The sequence below is a fragment of the Neorhizobium sp. DAR64860/K0K1 genome (genome assembly GCF_050500205.1).
In the GTDB taxonomy this organism is placed as follows: domain Bacteria; phylum Pseudomonadota; class Alphaproteobacteria; order Rhizobiales; family Rhizobiaceae; genus Neorhizobium; species Neorhizobium soli.
Genome location: NZ_CP191459.1, coordinates 920,002 through 935,525 on the forward strand (window position 1 = coordinate 920,002; position 15,524 = coordinate 935,525).

Below are 15,524 nucleotides of genomic sequence, written 5' to 3' on the forward strand. Positions count from 1 at the left end.
CAGGCCCTGCTTATTTAAGAGCGGCGGTCGTTACATCGGTCGTGTAGCCACCATCCGGCTGCTTGGTGATGATCTTCTGGTCGAGCAGCGCCTTTACCGTGCGCTCATAGGTCGCCATGTCCAGCTTGCCGTCGCCGATCAACTTTGCCACTTCGCCCATCATGCGCTTCTGGTGGTTCTCGTCCTGGCCGCCATTGTCCATGACGATCTCTGCTGCTTCTTCCGGGTTCTCGATCGCGTATTTCCAGCCCTTCATCGAAGCGCGCACGAACTTGACCATGTTCTCCTTGAACTTTGGATCGGCCAGCTTTGTGTCGAGAGCGTAGAGCCCGTCTTCCAGAAGGTCGTTGCCGAGCTTGGTATAGTTGAAGACGACCAGATCTTCGGCCTTGAAGCCGGCGTCGATCGCCTGCCAGTATTCGTTATAGGTCATGACGGAGATGCAGTCCGCCTGCTTCTGGATCAGCGGCTGGACGTCGAAGCTCTGCTTCAGAACCGTCACGCCATCCGTACCGCCCTCGGTCTTCAAGCCGATCTTGTTCATCCAGGCAAAGAATGGATACTCGTTGCCGAAGAACCAGACGCCGAGCGTCTTGCCCTTGAAATCGGCTTCCGTCTTGACCGGGCCGTCCTTCGGGCAAATCAGCTCGAGACCGGACTTGGCGAAAGGCTGGGCGATGTTGGTCAGCGGTACGCCCTTTTCGCGGGCAACCAGCGCGCCGCCCATCCAGTCGACGATCACGTCGGCGCCGCCGCCGGCGATCACCTGTTCCGGAGCGATATCGGGACCACCCGGCTTGATCGTCACGTCAAGGCCTTCCTCCTCGTAGAAGCCCTTGTCCTTGGCCACGAAATAACCGCCGAACTGGCCCTGGGCGACCCATTTCAGCTGCAGCGTCAGCTTGTCGGCGGCGAATGCATTGGATGCAGCGAGCGAGAACGCTCCCGCCATCAGCGCCATGATCATCTTTTTCATCGTCGTTTCCCTCTTTTGTTGCCGCCCCCGTTTTCGGGATGCGGATCGTCAGCGACTAACCCCCACGGTTAGACGGATGCCAGAATGTCGTTGCTCTCTCGGCAAGGGCGACGACGCCATAAAAGAGCGATCCGGCGAGCGCCGCAACCGCGATTTCGGCCCAGACCATGTCGACATTCATGCGCCCGATCTCGGTGGAGATGCGAAAGCCCATGCCGACGATCGGCGTGCCGAAGAATTCCGCGACGATGGCGCCGATCAGCGCCAGGGTGGAATTGATCTTCAGCGCGTTGAAGATGAAGGGCATGGCGGCCGGAAGCCTGAGCTTCATCAGCGTCTGCCGGTAATCCGACGCATAGGAGCGCATCAGGTCACGCTCCATCGTTCCGGAGGCGGAAAGCCCGGCCACCGTGTTCACCAGCATCGGGAAGAAGGTCATGATCGTGACGACGGCGGCCTTCGACTGCCAGTCGAAACCGAACCACATGACCATGACCGGTGCGACGCCGATGATCGGCAGCGCCGACATCAGATTGCCGATCGGCATCAGTCCTGCGCGCAGGAAGGCGAAGCGGTCGGCCAGGATCGCCACCACGAAGCCCGCGCTGCAGCCGAGGATGTACCCCGCCAGCACCGCCTTGAAGATGGTCTGCTGGATGTCCGCCCAGAGGATCGACAGCGACGCTGCAATCCGCAGCCCGATCGAGGAGGGCGGCGGCAGGAGGATGAACGGCACGCCGAAGCCGCGGGTGAGCGCTTCCCACAGGATCAGCAGCCACGCGCCGAAGATCGCCGGGATCGCAAGCCCCAGCAGTCCGTCCGCGAACCTGGAACGGGTCCGGATCTCCGACAACAGGCTGACGCAGCGCCATGCCAGCAGCCAGTTGGCCGCGATCATCAGGAAGAACGCCGTCGCCGCCTTGCCCTCGTTTCCGGCGAGGCCTGAAACCAGGATGCCGGTCGAGAGGTGGCAGAAGACGAAAATCGCGGCCGCGAGAAACAGGGGCGGCAGCGGCAGAAACGAAACGACCGCGCCTGCAATGGACAGGGCGAAAATCGCACACAGCGTCATCGGTGCAAAACGTGTCACCGCATCGGGATCGAGGAGCGGCAGGGCCGCAAGCGCTGCGAGCGACAGCACCAGCGATAGCCAGCCCTGCCATGACTGGAGGAGGGAGGTTCGCAGAGATGCGCTCATGTCGGCTTTCCTCCCATGTTGCGGTTGACGATCTTTCCGGCGATCCCGACGACTGCGACCAGAAGCGATGCGAGCACGGAGCCCGCCACCAGCGCCGCCCAGATATCGATCGTCTGGCTGTAATAGGCGCCGGCGAGAAGCTTCGAGCCGATGCCGGCGACAGCACCGGTCGGCAGCTCGCCAACGATGGCACCGACCAAGCTTGCGGCAATCGCCACCTTCATCGAGGTAAACAGGAACGGCGCCGAGGCGGGGACACGCAGCTTCCAGAAAGTCTGTGCGGCGCTGGCATGATAGGTGCGCATCAGATCGAGCTGGATCAGTTCCGGCGAGCGCAGGCCCTTCACCATACCGACTGCGACGGGGAAGAACGAGAGGTAGGTGGAGATCACTGCCTTCGGCACCAGACCGGAAATGCCGATCGCGCCGAGCGTGACGATCACCATCGGGGCGACGGCGAGGATCGGCACGGTCTGCGAGGCAATGATCCACGGCATCAGGCTGCGGTCAAGCGCTCTGACATGCACGATGCCGACCGCGATGAGGATGCCGAGAAGCGTTCCGAAGCCGAAGCCCGCAAGCGTCGAGGAGAGCGTAACCCAGGCGTGGTAGACGAGGCTGCGGTTGGAGTTTACCTTGCGCAGTAAGGTGTTCTCGAAAACGTTCGACGCCACCTGATGAGGCGCCGGCAGGATCGGTTTCGGCTGCGACATCGTCTTGCCGAGGAATTCCATCGGCGTGGACGTCACATTGGCGCGCCGGTCGAGATCGCGCTGGAATGGCGCGTTCATAAAATACGCGCCGACATACCAGATCGCGACGATGACCAGAACGACTGTTGCGACGGGGAGAATGCGGTGACGGAAGAGGGTTTCCTTGTGCATCAGCCCTTTGCCCCCATCGGAACCAGCATCAGAACCATGGCAGCGACCCCGAGCCCGACGCCGGCCAGCTGCTGCGGCGTCAGTTTCTCGCCGAAGACCGCAAAGGCTATGACATTGATGAGAAGCAGCTGCGCGATCGCCGAAACGGAGATGGCGAGCCCCAGCCCGCCCTCGCGCATCAGCTTCACCATCATCAGGTTGCCGACGCAGTAGAGCACCAGCGACAGCAGGAGAAGGAGGATGTTGCTGGAGGCGATATAGGCGCGCGAGGCGGTTGCCGCCGCAAGAAATGTCGACATGGCGCCGCACAGCCAGAGCAGGAAGGCAGCGTTCATGGTGAGATCTCCCAATGAACGCCTTTTGCCGACTGAAGAGAACGAGCCTTCAGCGTGAGAGAAGAGTGCAAATCCCTATTCCTCATAGCTGTGCCCCGCGCGTAGACCTTCGCGGACCCGGTGAGCGATCGCCAGGAATTCCGGCGTCTCGCGGATATCCAGCGGGCGTTCCTTCGGCAGGGTCGAGGTGATCACGTCGGTCACCCGCCCGGGTCTCGGCGACATCACCACGATCTTGGTGGAGAGATAGACCGCCTCGGGGATCGAGTGGGTGACGAAGCAGATGGTCTTTTGCGTCCGCTCCCAGAGTTTCAGGAGTTGCTCGTTCAGATGGTCGCGGACGATCTCGTCCAGTGCGCCGAAGGGCTCGTCCATCAGAAGGAGATCGGCATCGAAGGCGAGCGCGCGGGCGATCGAGGCGCGCTGCTGCATGCCGCCGGAAAGTTGCCACGGATATTTCTTGCCGAAGCCCGAGAGATTGACCAGATCGAGCGTCCGCTCGATGCGGCTTGCGCGTTCTGCCGCCGAATACCCCATGATTTCGAGCGGAAGGGCAATGTTGTTTTCGATCGTCCGCCAGGGATAGAGGGCAGGCGCCTGAAACACGTAACCGTAGGAGCGGCTCTTGCGCGCTTCCTCCGGCGTCATGCCGTTGACGAGGATTTCGCCCGAGGTTGCCCGTTCCAGATCCGCGATCACCCGCAAAAACGTCGTCTTGCCGCAGCCGGAGGGACCGATGAAGGAAACGAAATCGCCCTTCTTCACGTCGAGATCGACATCAGACAGCGCATGAACCGGCCCGTCGCCGGTCTCGAAGGTGAGGCCAAGCTTTCGCGCGGAGACGACGGAGTAGGTCATGGGCGCGCTCCGTCGTAAGCGTGGCTGATCGTTTGAAGGGCCGGGTTTTCTGGTATCATGGAGCTGCACATCCGGCCGTCGGCGCCATGAAGGCGGCCGCGGCTCCGCTGGAGAGGGGGAATTTCAATGGACACGTCATCAAGACCGACCTGCCGTATCGTCAGGCCCGACGCTGCCTATGACGGCAAGCAGGGCCTCACCTATGTGCAGGGCATTTCGGCCGAAACGGTCGGCTCCAAGGGCATCTGCATGCATCTTCTGACCATTCCGCCGGGGGCAAAAGCCAAGGCGCATCTGCACGAGACCCACGAGACCGCGATCTACATGCTCTCCGGCTCCGCCGACACCTGGTATGGCGACCGGCTGGAGAACCACGTCGTGCTGCATGCGGGCGAGCTGATGTACATCCCGGCCGGCGTTCCGCATCTGCCGGCCAACCGGTCGGGCACGCCCTGCACCGCGATCATCGCGCGCACGGATCCCAACGAGCAGGAAAGCGTGGTCCTGCTGCCGGAACTGGACGCGCTGGTTGACTGAGCCACCGGCCTGCGCTCCATGGGGTATCGCTGTCATCAAGCCGCTCATACGCCTGATGCCGGGATGCCGGAGCGTTCCACCTTGCGCGGGGCGGTGATCTCCTTCCAGGCTGACAGCGCCTTGCTGACGGCCGGGAACGGCGGGCGGGATACGAATTTGCCGTCGCCCGGCTTCGTACGGATCTCGCCATTGGCATAGGCGACATTGCCGCGCGACAGCGTGAATCGCGGTAGGCCGGTCACCTGCTTTCCCTCGAACACGTTGTAATCGATCGCCGATTGCTGGGTCGCGGCCGAGATCGTCTTTGAGGCCTTCGGGTCGAGCACCACGATATCCGCGTCGGCTCCAACCAGGATCGCGCCCTTCTTCGGGTAGATGTTCAAGATCTTGGCGATGTTGGTGGAGGTGACCGCCACGAACTCGTTCATGGTGATGCGGCCGGTCTCGACGCCGTGGGTCCACAGCATCGGCAGGCGGTCTTCAAGGCCGCCGGTGCCGTTCGGGATCTTGCGAAAGTCGCCGCGCCCGGTGCGTTTCTGGTCCGTCGTAAAGGCGCAGTGGTCGGTCGCCACCACCTGCAGCGAACCGGACGCCAGGCCCGCCCATAGCGAATCCTGGTGGCGCTTGTCGCGGAACGGCGGCGACATCACGCGGCGGGCGGAATGATCCCAGTCCGGATGGGCGTATTCGCTCTCGTCGAGCGTCAGATGCTGGATCAGCGGCTCGCCATAGACCCGCATGCCCGACTGGCGCGCGCGCCTGATCGCCTCATGCGCCTGTTCGCAGGACGTGTGCACCACATAGAGCGGAACGCCCGCGGTATCGGCGATGATGATGGCGCGGTTGGTCGCCTCGCCCTCGACGGAAGCGGGGCGCGAATAGGCATGCGCCTCGGGTCCGTCATTGCCCGCGTCCATCAGTTTCTGCTGCATGGCCGCGACGATATCGCCGTTTTCCGCATGCACGAGCGGCAGGGCGCCGAGCTCGGCGCAGCGCGAGAACGAGGCGAACATCTCGTCGTCGTTGACCATCAGCGCGCCCTTGTAGGCCATGAAGTGCTTGAACGTGTTGATGCCATGGTTGCGCACCACCGCCTTCATCTCGTCGAACACCTGCTCGCCCCACCAGGTGATCGCCATGTGGAAGGAATAGTCGCAATGGGCGCGGGTCGCCTTGTTGTCCCAGCGTTTGAGGGCATCGAGCAGCGACTGACCCGGCTCCGGCAGGCAGAAATCGACCACCATCGTGGTGCCGCCCGAAAGCGCCGCCCGCGTGCCGCTATCGAAATCATCGGCCGAATAGGTGCCCATGAACGGCATTTCCAGATGCACATGCGGATCGATCCCGCCCGGTATCACGTAGGCGCCTGACGCATCCAGAACCTCTTCGCCCCGGAGATCCGGCCCGATCTCGACGATACGACCACCCTCGATCTTCACATCCGCCTTGTAGGTGAGGTCGGCTGTCACGACAGTGCCGTTCTTGATGATGGTGGTCATGGCTCGCTCCCTTATTCTGATGACTTGGCCTGCAACTGCATCTTGTGCGTCAGACCGATAATGTGCAGCAACGCGACTTCCAGCCGGTTCAGATCGTGTTCGTCCAATCGGCCGATCCGCTGCCGGATGACCTCCCTGCGCAAAGGCGAGATCTTCTCCGACATGATCTGGGACAGTTCCTGCAAGCCATTGTCGATGGTGGGCACGATGATCGGGCGAAGCCAGGGGGTCTCGATGACATGGGTCGTCATCGGGCATGCCAGGATCGTCGTGAGGATTTCATTGAGGTCGTCGTGCTGGAGGATGACGGCAGGTCTTGGCTTTCCAAGCTCACCGGGGAAAACCGCGATCACGATATCTCCACGCTTGAGCTTCACGGCTTGTCCCAATTCGCGGGGCCAACAGCATCGAGCCAGTCCATGACCCCTTCGGCCTCGTCTGCTTTGGCGATCTTCCGGGCCTCTTCCTGTAGCTGGCTTCGAACGCTCTCGTTGTCGAGATCCGGCACCCAAACCTCGATCGGCCGGTAGCCCTTGCGGATCAACTCGGCGCGTTCTTCCTCAGAGACTTCCCGTGGCCTGCCCATGTCATTGCCTCCTGTCACTGATGGCGCGATGCCGCGCTATGGACGAGTTTTCCGGATCGGGCGGCAGCTGACGGCCGGCGTGTCATCGGACGGGCGCTTCCGCGTCGCGCTGACGGTGCGCAGAGGCTCGAAATCAGGGTTTTCCGGTGCTGTTGACATGCGGCTGGCTCCGCTTTTGCTGCCGGCTTCGAGTGTAGCTCGGATCGGCTCATGCCACAATCTCCGCCGTTTCCAGCACCGCATGCAGCAGCACGTCGCAGCCGGCTGTCGCCCAGTCCTTGGAAATCTCTTCGGCCTCGTTGTGCGAGACGCCGTCGACGCAGGGGCAGAAGATCATCGTCGAGGGTGCCAGTCTTGCCGCCCAGCAGGCATCGTGGCCGGCGCCGGAGATGATGTCCAGGTGGCTGTAGCCGAGCTTGACCGCGGCATCGCGCACGCGCCCGACCAGAACCGGATCGAAGGTCACCGGATCGAAATGGCCGACGGCTTCCACCGCGCAGCCGACGCCGAGCGCTTCACAGATCTCGATTGCGCCAGCCTCGATCTTCGCCCGCATGCGGTCGAGCTTTTCCTGCGTCGGCGTGCGCATGTCGACGGTGAAGGCCACCTTGCCGGGCAGCACGTTTCGGGAATTGGGCGAGAAGAATGCCTGGCCGACGCCAGCGACAGCGCCCGGCTGCTCCGCCATCGCCACGTCCTGCACCAGTTCCAGAATGCGGCCGAACGCGAGCCCCGCATTGCAGCGGCGGTCCATCGGCGTCGAGCCGGTATGCGCTTCCTTGCCGGTCAGCGTGAATTCCAGCCACCACAGGCCCTGGCAGTGGGTAACGACGCCGATCTGCTTTTGCTCGGCTTCGAGGATCGGGCCCTGCTCGATATGATATTCGAAATAAGCATGCATCTTGCGGGCGCCGACCTCTTCGTCGCCCAGCCAGCCGATCCGCTTCAGCTCTTCGCCATAGGTCTTGCCGTCCGGATCCTTGCGGCTATAGGCGTAGTCGAGCGAATGAACACCGGCAAACACACCGGAGGCGAGCATGGCCGGCGCAAACCGCGCACCTTCCTCGTTCGCCCAGTTGGTGACGACGACAGGATGCTTCGTCTTCACCCCGAGATCGTTCATCGAGCGCACGACTTCGAGCCCCGCCAGCACGCCGAGCACACCGTCATATTTGCCGCCGGTCGGCTGGGTATCGAGGTGGGAGCCGATATAGACCGGCAGCGCATCCGGATCGGTTCCGGCGCGGGTCGCAAACATCGTGCCCATCGTGTCGGTGCCGACGCTCATGCCGGCGTCTTCGCACCAGCGCTTGAACAGGTGGCGCCCTTCGCCGTCCTCGTCGGTCAGGGTCTGGCGGTTGTTGCCGCCGGCAATACCGGGGCCGATCTTCGCCATCTCCTCCAGCATGTCCCACAGCCGGTCGCCGTTCACACGCATGTTCTCGCCCGGTGCTGCCGCCATCATCCTGTCCTCACCCGTTATGCCTGCTTGAGCCGCGTTCCAGACCGACGTTTGCACGATCTGAAACATCGGCATTGCGTTTGTTTTGTCTGTGATCGATAATTTGACCGACTGGTAAAACATACAATGTCCCGACCGCCACTCAAGCCGTAAATGACGAAAAATACTCGCCTATTTTCGCGCCACATGCCCTGAAAATGGGCCTCGTGATACGAATCTGGATCAGCGTTTGGGACTGCAAGACAGGATACGGATGGCCATTCCACGAGCGGCGAAAACGCAGCGGCGCACCCGCATCCAGGAGGAGAAGGAAGAGGTCATTCTCGAGGCCGCTCTCGAGGTGTTTTCGGTCAGCGGTTTCCGCGGCACGACGATCGACCAGATCGCCGAGGCGGCCGGCATGTCGAAGCCGAACCTGCTCTATTATTTCCGCACCAAGGAAGCGATACACCGCCAGCTGATCGACCGGGTGCTCTCCACCTGGCTGGAGCCGCTCCGGGCTTTCGACGCCACGGGCAATCCTGCATCGGAAATCCGCTCCTATATCCGCCGCAAGCTCGAAATGGCGCGCGATTTCCCCCGCGAAAGCCGTCTTTTCGCCAACGAGATCCTGCAGGGCGCGCCGCATATCGAGGACGAGCTGAAAGGACCGCTGAAAGACCTGGTCGATGAAAAGGCCGACGTCATCCGCGCCTGGTCGAAAGCCGGCAAGATCCGCACCTGCGATCCCTATCACCTGATCTTCTCGATCTGGTCCACCACGCAACATTACGCCGATTTCGACGTCCAGGTCCGCGCCGTCCTCGGCCAGGACCAGGACGGCGAGGACCGTTTCGAGGATGCGGCACGGTTTCTGGAGGGGCTGTTTCTCGAGGGGCTGAAGCCCTAGGGCTTCCCGGAGGACTTTGCGTCACAGGCGGCGGCCGATGTTGCATCTCCGGCGGCAGCCGTCTTGGCGAGGCGTCCCTCACACACTCCCTCATTCCTGTGCCTGTCACAGGAATCCAGGCTGCCCAAGTCCTTGGGCTAAGGAGAGCCTTCCCGCGCCGCAGACGCGACGCTGCTGGATCCCTGTGACGAGCACAGGGATGAGGGTGGAGAGAGCTTTTGCGCCTCAAGCGGCAATGGCTCCAGCGTCCTAAGCGACAGCCGACTTGGGATCACAAGCGGCAGCCGTCTTCGCGAGCGGCCCTCCCACACTCCCTCATTCCTGTGCTCGTCACAGGAATCCAGTCAGCCGAAGTCCTTGGGCTGAGAAGACCCTTCCGCGCCGCGGACGCGACGCTGCTGGATCCCTGTGACGAGCACAGGGATTAGGGTGTGGAGAGGGTTCAGGGTGCGGAGAGGGGGATGAGGGCGGATAGGGGTGAGCCCTGAGCCCTGAGGGCGGAGAGGTGCCGATCCAGGGGAGCGTGCCGGGAAAGCCTCACGTGCAGAACCCCCGAAACAAAAAAAACGCCGGCGCGAGGCCGGCGTCTTCGTTGTCCTTGGGAGGACGCTTTATCTTAGGCGGCAGCCGACTTTGCGAGCGGCACTTCCGAAATCGTCTTCAGAACCTGCGAGGCGATCGCGTAGGGGTCGCCCTGGCTGTTCGGACGGCGGTCTTCGAGGTAGCCCTTGTAGCCGTTGTTGACGAAGGAGTGCGGCACGCGGATCGATGCGCCACGGTCGGCAACGCCGTAGGAGAACTTGTTCCACGGAGCCGTTTCGTGCTTGCCGGTCAGACGCAGGTGGTTGTCCGGGCCGTAGACGTCGATATGGTCCTGCAGGTTCTTGTCGAACTGCGCCATCAGCGCCTCGAAATACTCCTTGCCGCCCACTTCGCGCATGTACTTGGTCGAGAAGTTGCAGTGCATGCCGGAGCCGTTCCAGTCGGTATCTCCGAGCGGCTTGCAATGGAACTCGATGTCGATGCCGTACTGTTCCGTCAGACGCAGAAGCAGGTAGCGGGCCATCCAGATCTGGTCGGCGGCGCGCTTGGAGCCCTTGCCGAAAATCTGGAATTCCCACTGGCCCTTGGCCACTTCGGCATTGATGCCTTCGTGGTTGATGCCGGCTGCGAGGCACTGGTCGAGATGCTCTTCAACGATTTCGCGGGCAACCGAACCGACGTTCTTGTAGCCGACGCCCGTGTAGTACGGACCCTGCGGAGCGGGGTAGCCGCTTTCCGGGAAGCCGAGCGGACGGCCGTCTTCGTAGAAGAAGTATTCCTGTTCGAAACCGAACCATGCATCTTCGTCGTCGAGGATGGTTGCGCGGCTGTTGGACGCGTGCGGGGTAACGCCATCGGGCATCATCACTTCGCACATGACCAGCGCACCGTTGGTGCGGGCCGGATCCGGATAGATGGCGACCGGCTTCAGCACGCAGTCGGACGAACGGCCTTCGGCCTGATTGGTCGACGAACCGTCGAAGCCCCACAGCGGCAGCTGTTCCAGCGTCGGGAAGTTGTCGAATTCCTTGATCTGCGTCTTGCCACGCAGGTTCGGGACGGGGGTGTAACCGTCGAGCCAGATGTACTCGAGCTTAAACTTGGTCATATTTTATCTCTCAGGCCGTGGTGTTCATGGTTGAGCCATCCAGAGACTGCGACGCGAAAGCGCTGCATCCCGGGCATGAGACATAGGACGCACATACCGTGCCAGTTTTTGTCGTCGCCTGAAAATCCCGATAAAAAAGTCGTATGATTGGCCGGGCTTACATGTCTGCGGGTGACGACTGTAACGCCATCATCCCAGCCCGTTTGAAAATCAATCGATTTTTCGCGCACCCACCGGGGGTCTTGAAACAAGGAGTTCTGCTTCGCGTCTGAGTTCCGCCGACGAAACTATATCGCCCTGAGCTCGTTTGCTTTCATTCGTGCCTAGCGCCAAACAGGCAAATGATGTAAAATAGTGCATAAAGCACAAAAAATGTGCATATCTCTGGTTGGTATGCGTTTGAGTGCGCATTGAGGAGGAGGCGATAGGATGGTTATTGGCATCCATCGTGAGACAGCGCAGATCCTGCAATTTCCATTGACGCCACGGATGCGTCTCGAGAACGGCGCAACGGTGCCGGTCGGGACCTACCCGGTCGCGGTGCAGGACCACTGCTGGTATCATGAAGAAGCAGTGAGCAGTGCGTTGGTCGACACCAAGCCGGAACAGGGCCCGAAACCCTGCTGAGCGTTGCGGGCCATCGCCGGATGGCCGATCCGAATTGAAAAATCCCGAGAGCATCGCTGCCCCCGGGATTTCACTGTCTGACTGTCCAGGCTTTTATCAGGCCGCGCGCATCCGACGTGCCATGCCGCCGAGATCGCTGCCGCCTTCCAGCTTGAAGTTGGAAAGGAGCGCCTGAAGCTGGCGGCTTTCGGCTGCAAGCGTCTCGCTCGCCGCCGTCGTTTCTTCCACCATCGCCGCGTTCTTCTGGGTCATCTGGTCCATGTGGTTGACCGAGGAGTTGATCTCGGCCAGCGCCGTCGACTGCTCGCGGGCAGCCGTCGCGATGGATTCCACATGTTCGTTGACCTTGTTGACCAGGCTTTCGATCTCGACAAGTGCTGTACCGGTCGAGCGCACCAGCGAAACGCCGCCTGCGACTTCGGAAGCCGAGGCGCTGATCAGCGTCTTGATTTCCTTTGCCGCATTGGCGGAGCGCTGGGCGAGCTCACGCACTTCCTGGGCGACGACGGCAAAGCCGCGACCGGCTTCGCCAGCGCGGGCGGCTTCGACGCCTGCGTTCAGCGCCAACAGGTTGGTCTGGAAGGCGATCTCGTCGATGACGCCGATGATCTGGCTGATCTTCGTCGAGCTGTCTTCAATGCGGCTCATGGCGGTGACCGCGCTGCGAACGATTTCGCCCGACTTTGCCGCACTCTGCTTGGTCTCATAGACCATGTCGCGGGCTTCGGTGGCGCGGGCAGAGGCGGCACGCACCGTCGTGGTGATCTCGTCGAGGGCGGCTGCCGTTTCTTCAAGCGCTGCAGCCTGCTGCTCGGTCCGCTTAGAGAGGTCGTTTGCCGCCGAAGACAGTTCGGCAGAGTTGTCATTGATCGTGCCGGCTGCGCCGCGCACGTTGCTCATCGTGGCGCTGAGACGGTCCATCGTCGAGTTGACGTTGGTCTGAAGCTCGGCAAATGCACCCTGGAACTGGCCGTTCATGCTCTGGGTCAGGTCGGCATCGGCAAGCGCTGCGATGACGCGGCGAACTTCCGTGACGGCATTGTCGACGCTTTCCACCAGCTGGTTGACGCCCGAAGCGAAGCGGTTGAGGTCTTCGTTCTGGTAGTCCTTGCGGATGCGGCCGGAAAAATCGCCGGCGACAGCGGATGCGACAACTTTCGAAATCGACGTCTGCAGGTCGCTGGAACGCTCGTGAAGGGCTGCTTCCTGTGCCTTGAGGTCGGTCATGGCGACAGCGTTGGTATGGAATACCTCGACGGCACGGGCCATTGCGCCGATTTCGTCGCCGCGGCTTGCGTCGACGCCATCGATGTTCATATCGCCCTTGGCAAGGCGGGTCATGGCTTCGGTCAGCTCGCGGATGGGGCGAACGATGCCACGGCGTGCGACGATCGTGCTGATCGTGGCGCCGATGATGATGAAGGCGAGGGCCGACAGCGCCGAAACCAGCATGGCGGTGGTCGAGGACGCAACGGCTTCTTCGCGGGCCACAGCCAGTTCCTTGCCGGAATAGGTGCTGTAGACCTTGACGGAGTCGGTGACGACCTTCTGGCCATCCAGCGCCTTTTTCAGCGCAGCCGAGATGGCGGCGGTGTCGGCTGCATTCTTTTCGGCGGTGTCCACCATGCTGCGGATCGAGACGAAATAGCTGTCGAGGGCGGCTCTCACCGTCTTCAGCTGATCCTGTTCGGCAGCGTCTGCGGTTGCTTCGATCTTCGGCAGGCGGGCCAGCATTTCGCCGGCGCGCTTTTCGGCGTCGATGCGGAAATCCTTGGCTTTGTCCGGCGCCGCGGCCAACTGATAGGTCATGCGGCTAATTGCGATAATGTCGACCCGCAGATCCATCGCTTCACGAGCGACTTCTTCACGCGCGCCGACTGAAATGATTGCCTTTTGCAGGCCATAGAGCCCGCTTCCCGCAACGCCTGCAATAATAAGAGAAGAAAGGCCCATTACGACGGTAACGAGGCCGAGTTTCTTCGAAATAGCCATATCCCGAATTGCCATAGTGCACACCACTTCAACTTGCCCAACAATACATCCCAACCCGCCAATTCTCGGCATGCGCGAGGACGCCCACCTAACCTATTGCCGTAATTGCGCTAATCGCTGGTTAAAATAGCGGGCGAATATTTGTCCGGACTTGGGCGAAAACTGACAGTACACGCCAGGATCTGAATTTATTCTCGGTTTTGAGCAAATGCTCAGTATAGGGTACGCTAAAACTGCTGTGAATCCCGAGGCTTCGTTGATCGAGCTGTAAGCCCACGTCGGCCTTGCCTATCGATGCCCCGAAAAACCACGGTCTGCTGCCATACGCTACGTGAGCAGAAAAACTGCCATTCGGCGCGCGTGTGGGTCGAAAACGACGCGGGCTGCGTCCCCCAATTAATATGAGTGAAAGAGTCGACTTTAATCTTTACTCTCAAATTCAAGTTTCATATGGTGCGCCAACGACGGGGTTTGCCCCGAATTATTCCGGGCCAATACGGAGAGCATCATGGCGAAGAAACAGAAGCGGAAAAACACGAGTGGCGGCAATGCCGCATCCGATGCCGCGGCATCCTCGAACCGCAGCGCTGCCAATGGCGCCTCCGGGATCGGCGGGGAAGTGGTCGACATCCGCAGCTTTCTCTATGTCGGCGGTCGGGACTGCCAGGTGGCCCATCTGCGCGCCATCGCCACCCGCCACGGCGCGGAACTGATCCATCACGACGGTGGGTTGCGCGAGGCGGTTTCCCGCATCGATACGGTGCTTCCCTCGGTTGACTGCGTGTTCTGCCCGATCGACTGTATCAGCCACGATGCGTGTCTGCGGGTAAAGACCGGATGCAAGAAGTTCGGCGTCACCTTCATCCCCTTGCGCAACGGGTCGAAGTCAAGCCTTGAGCGGGCGCTGCAGACCATCAAGGATCGCAATGATGAAAACAGGTTATCCTGATCAGCCTATTCTCGATCGCGAGGGGCGGGATCTCGACGCGATGGCCGTCCTGCACAAGCTCGCCGAGCAGAGCGGCGACGGCATGGTGACCGAGCTTTACCGGCTCGCGATGGACCGCTCGCAGGATACGGCTGTGCCGAGATCGATACCTTCGAGCCGAACCCGGACGTTCTAGCGCCGGGCCACGGCGCGCAGAAACGCTCCGATCGCGATTGCGAGCCAGCCGAGAATCATAAGATTGCCGCCGAGTGGCGCGGCAAACGGAAACAGTCGGCTTCCGAGATAATGACGCGCCACCAGATCACCCGCAAACACGATCGTCCCAAGGCCCAGAATGAGACCGGCCAGCGTCGCTGTGCGGATCTGCTGATGTCCGAGATAAAGAGCGAGCAGCACCGGCGCGTGCGCCAGGCACATCATCGAGGCAGACCCGAGCAAAAGCGTATCGCCGCCATGACTTGCGGCAGCCGCAAGGCCTACGCCGCAGGCGCCCATCAGACCGCTCGCAAAGAGAATGAACGGCCGCAGTTTATCGAGTCTCGCCAAGGCTCTATTCCCTGTTTTGCATGTGATGAGCCAGCCGCTCGATCGGCGGCCAGATAATGTCGCGCAGGGCCGGGCTTGCGATCGTCTCGTCCATGGCGCGGCGGAAGCACAGCAACCATTCGTCGCGCTCCACCGGTCCGATCTCAGCGCCGAAATGGCGCGAGCGAAGGCGAGGGTGCCCGTGTTTTTCCACGTAGACGGGCGGGCCGCCGAGATAGCCGGTCAGATAGTCATAGAACTTCGCTTCACTTCCCGTCAGACTTTGCGGATGAACGGCCCGGCAGCGGGCAGCTTCCGGCAGCGTATCCATCAGGGCGTAGAAGCGCGCCGCAAGGGCCCGAACCGTCGCATCACCCCCGATCGCCTCGTAAAGAGTAATCGTTTCGCCGGATGTGGTCTGCCTGTCCTCGTCTGCCATCACGGTTTCCATGGCTCACCCATCCGGCGTCTTAGACGGATCAAGGGTGGTTGATCGTTCAAGGCTTGGTAGGCCGGAGCAACCGTCAGGGCAAGACCCGGAATAGGGCCTGAGGCG

The 15,524-nt window shown here is 61.6% G+C and carries 17 protein-coding genes and 1 pseudogene; 5 read left to right on the forward strand and 13 right to left on the reverse strand.

Translation table 11 applies throughout. The annotated features are described in order from the left end of the window. Positions 1–10: 10 nt before the first annotated feature. The 5 genes from ACQY1J_RS09080 to ACQY1J_RS09100 form a co-directional block, all read right to left on the reverse strand. On the reverse strand, positions 11–976 hold the full coding sequence (locus tag ACQY1J_RS09080; protein ID WP_062455262.1) for an ABC transporter substrate-binding protein: 966 nt from the start codon (positions 974–976) through the stop codon (positions 11–13). Positions 977–1,031: 55 nt separating this feature from the next. Beyond that, positions 1,032–2,174 (reverse strand): ABC transporter permease, encoded by a 1,143-nt coding sequence (locus ACQY1J_RS09085; protein ID WP_430251234.1) that lies wholly within the window; start codon positions 2,172–2,174, stop codon positions 1,032–1,034. Beyond that, positions 2,171–3,058 carry an ABC transporter permease gene (locus ACQY1J_RS09090; protein WP_430251235.1) on the reverse strand — a complete coding sequence of 296 codons (888 nt, stop codon included), beginning with the start codon at positions 3,056–3,058 and terminating at the stop codon, positions 2,171–2,173. Before ACQY1J_RS09090 ends, ACQY1J_RS09085 begins: the two co-directional genes overlap by 4 nt. Beyond that, complete coding sequence (locus tag ACQY1J_RS09095; protein ID WP_430251236.1) at positions 3,058–3,393, reverse strand: hypothetical protein; 336 nt, start codon at positions 3,391–3,393, stop codon at positions 3,058–3,060. Before ACQY1J_RS09095 ends, ACQY1J_RS09090 begins: the two co-directional genes overlap by 1 nt. Positions 3,394–3,468: 75 nt before the next feature. Continuing rightward, the gene (locus tag ACQY1J_RS09100) at positions 3,469–4,251 is read right to left on the reverse strand and encodes an ABC transporter ATP-binding protein (protein ID WP_062582706.1); all 783 of its coding nucleotides are present in this window, start codon (positions 4,249–4,251) and stop codon (positions 3,469–3,471) included. A 126-nt stretch (positions 4,252–4,377) separates the two neighbouring features. Here ACQY1J_RS09100 and ACQY1J_RS09105 point away from each other — a divergent pair, with 126 nt between their 5' ends. Beyond that, positions 4,378–4,788 (forward strand): cupin domain-containing protein, encoded by a 411-nt coding sequence (locus tag ACQY1J_RS09105; RefSeq protein WP_113165702.1) that lies wholly within the window; start codon positions 4,378–4,380, stop codon positions 4,786–4,788. A gap of 44 nt (positions 4,789–4,832) precedes the next feature. Here the strand turns inward: ACQY1J_RS09105 and hydA are convergent, their stop codons facing one another. From hydA to ACQY1J_RS09125, 4 genes are all read right to left on the reverse strand, one after another. Continuing rightward, on the reverse strand, positions 4,833–6,287 hold the full coding sequence (hydA, locus tag ACQY1J_RS09110) for a dihydropyrimidinase (RefSeq protein WP_430251237.1): 1,455 nt from the start codon (positions 6,285–6,287) through the stop codon (positions 4,833–4,835). An 11-nt stretch (positions 6,288–6,298) separates the two neighbouring features. Beyond that, positions 6,299–6,664, reverse strand: a complete 366-nt coding sequence (locus ACQY1J_RS09115) for a type II toxin-antitoxin system PemK/MazF family toxin (protein ID WP_430251238.1) — start codon at positions 6,662–6,664, stop codon at positions 6,299–6,301. After that, positions 6,661–6,873, reverse strand: coding sequence for an antitoxin MazE-like protein (locus tag ACQY1J_RS09120; protein WP_430251239.1), 213 nt, complete (start codon positions 6,871–6,873; stop codon positions 6,661–6,663). The genes ACQY1J_RS09115 and ACQY1J_RS09120 overlap by 4 nt, the downstream gene beginning before the upstream one ends. 208 nt (positions 6,874–7,081) lie before the next feature. Next, a complete protein-coding gene (locus tag ACQY1J_RS09125) occupies positions 7,082–8,335 on the reverse strand; it encodes a Zn-dependent hydrolase (RefSeq protein WP_430251895.1) in 1,254 nt (417 codons plus the stop codon). A gap of 253 nt (positions 8,336–8,588) precedes the next feature. On the opposite strand from ACQY1J_RS09125, the gene ACQY1J_RS09130 reads away from it, so the two are divergent. Next, complete coding sequence (locus tag ACQY1J_RS09130; RefSeq protein WP_184653755.1) at positions 8,589–9,224, forward strand: TetR family transcriptional regulator C-terminal domain-containing protein; 636 nt, start codon at positions 8,589–8,591, stop codon at positions 9,222–9,224. 616 nt (positions 9,225–9,840) lie between these two features. Here the strand turns inward: ACQY1J_RS09130 and ACQY1J_RS09135 are convergent. Further along, positions 9,841–10,875: a glutamine synthetase beta-grasp domain-containing protein gene (locus ACQY1J_RS09135; protein WP_430251240.1), complete on the reverse strand. Its 1,035-nt coding sequence runs from the start codon at positions 10,873–10,875 to the stop codon at positions 9,841–9,843. A 429-nt stretch (positions 10,876–11,304) separates the two neighbouring features. Here ACQY1J_RS09135 and ACQY1J_RS09140 point away from each other — a divergent pair, with 429 nt between their 5' ends. Then, the gene (locus ACQY1J_RS09140; RefSeq protein WP_430251241.1) at positions 11,305–11,502 is read left to right on the forward strand and encodes a DUF2735 domain-containing protein; all 198 of its coding nucleotides are present in this window, start codon (positions 11,305–11,307) and stop codon (positions 11,500–11,502) included. Positions 11,503–11,598: 96 nt separating this feature from the next. On the opposite strand, the gene ACQY1J_RS09145 is transcribed toward ACQY1J_RS09140, so the two are convergent. Next, positions 11,599–13,494, reverse strand: coding sequence for a methyl-accepting chemotaxis protein (locus ACQY1J_RS09145; RefSeq protein ID WP_244474102.1), 1,896 nt, complete (start codon positions 13,492–13,494; stop codon positions 11,599–11,601). Between the two features lie 625 nt (positions 13,495–14,119). Between ACQY1J_RS09145 and ACQY1J_RS09150 the strand changes: the two are divergent. Continuing rightward, a pseudogene (locus tag ACQY1J_RS09150) lies at positions 14,120–14,443 on the forward strand (DUF2325 domain-containing protein); the annotation flags it as partial. After that, entirely contained in the window at positions 14,421–14,618 is a 198-nt protein-coding gene (locus tag ACQY1J_RS09155) for a hypothetical protein (RefSeq protein WP_430251242.1), read from the forward strand. The pseudogene ACQY1J_RS09150 and the gene ACQY1J_RS09155, both read left to right, overlap by 23 nt. On the opposite strand, the gene ACQY1J_RS09160 is transcribed toward ACQY1J_RS09155, so the two are convergent. Next, on the reverse strand, positions 14,615–14,938 hold the full coding sequence (locus tag ACQY1J_RS09160; RefSeq protein WP_082472047.1) for a DUF423 domain-containing protein: 324 nt from the start codon (positions 14,936–14,938) through the stop codon (positions 14,615–14,617). The two genes, ACQY1J_RS09155 and ACQY1J_RS09160, sit on opposite strands and share 4 nt — an antisense overlap. Positions 14,939–14,993: 55 nt before the next feature. Continuing rightward, positions 14,994–15,419 (reverse strand): group II truncated hemoglobin, encoded by a 426-nt coding sequence (locus tag ACQY1J_RS09165; protein ID WP_430251243.1) that lies wholly within the window; start codon positions 15,417–15,419, stop codon positions 14,994–14,996. Positions 15,420–15,524 lie beyond the last annotated feature (105 nt).

Bases quoted from the DNA above. Each gene is read 5' to 3' on its own strand.
- ACQY1J_RS09080 (WP_062455262.1), bottom strand. From the start codon at position 976: ATGAAAAAGATGATCATGGCGCTGATGGCGGGAGCGTTCTCGCTCGCT.
- ACQY1J_RS09085 (WP_430251234.1), bottom strand. From the start codon at position 2,174: ATGAGCGCATCTCTGCGAACCTCCCTCCTCCAGTCATGGCAGGGCTGG.
- ACQY1J_RS09090 (WP_430251235.1), bottom strand. From the start codon at position 3,058: ATGCACAAGGAAACCCTCTTCCGTCACCGCATTCTCCCCGTCGCAACA.
- ACQY1J_RS09095 (WP_430251236.1), bottom strand. From the start codon at position 3,393: ATGAACGCTGCCTTCCTGCTCTGGCTGTGCGGCGCCATGTCGACATTT.
- ACQY1J_RS09100 (WP_062582706.1), bottom strand. From the start codon at position 4,251: ATGACCTACTCCGTCGTCTCCGCGCGAAAGCTTGGCCTCACCTTCGAG.
- ACQY1J_RS09105 (WP_113165702.1), top strand. From the start codon at position 4,378: ATGGACACGTCATCAAGACCGACCTGCCGTATCGTCAGGCCCGACGCT.
- hydA (WP_430251237.1), bottom strand. From the start codon at position 6,287: ATGACCACCATCATCAAGAACGGCACTGTCGTGACAGCCGACCTCACC.
- ACQY1J_RS09120 (WP_430251239.1), bottom strand. From the start codon at position 6,873: ATGGGCAGGCCACGGGAAGTCTCTGAGGAAGAACGCGCCGAGTTGATC.
- ACQY1J_RS09125 (WP_430251895.1), bottom strand. From the start codon at position 8,335: ATGGCGGCAGCACCGGGCGAGAACATGCGTGTGAACGGCGACCGGCTG.
- ACQY1J_RS09130 (WP_184653755.1), top strand. From the start codon at position 8,589: ATGGCCATTCCACGAGCGGCGAAAACGCAGCGGCGCACCCGCATCCAG.
- ACQY1J_RS09135 (WP_430251240.1), bottom strand. From the start codon at position 10,875: ATGACCAAGTTTAAGCTCGAGTACATCTGGCTCGACGGTTACACCCCC.
- ACQY1J_RS09140 (WP_430251241.1), top strand. From the start codon at position 11,305: ATGGTTATTGGCATCCATCGTGAGACAGCGCAGATCCTGCAATTTCCA.
- ACQY1J_RS09145 (WP_244474102.1), bottom strand. From the start codon at position 13,494: ATGGCTATTTCGAAGAAACTCGGCCTCGTTACCGTCGTAATGGGCCTT.
- ACQY1J_RS09155 (WP_430251242.1), top strand. From the start codon at position 14,421: ATGATGAAAACAGGTTATCCTGATCAGCCTATTCTCGATCGCGAGGGG.
- ACQY1J_RS09160 (WP_082472047.1), bottom strand. From the start codon at position 14,938: ATGGGCGCCTGCGGCGTAGGCCTTGCGGCTGCCGCAAGTCATGGCGGC.
- ACQY1J_RS09165 (WP_430251243.1), bottom strand. From the start codon at position 15,419: ATGGAAACCGTGATGGCAGACGAGGACAGGCAGACCACATCCGGCGAA.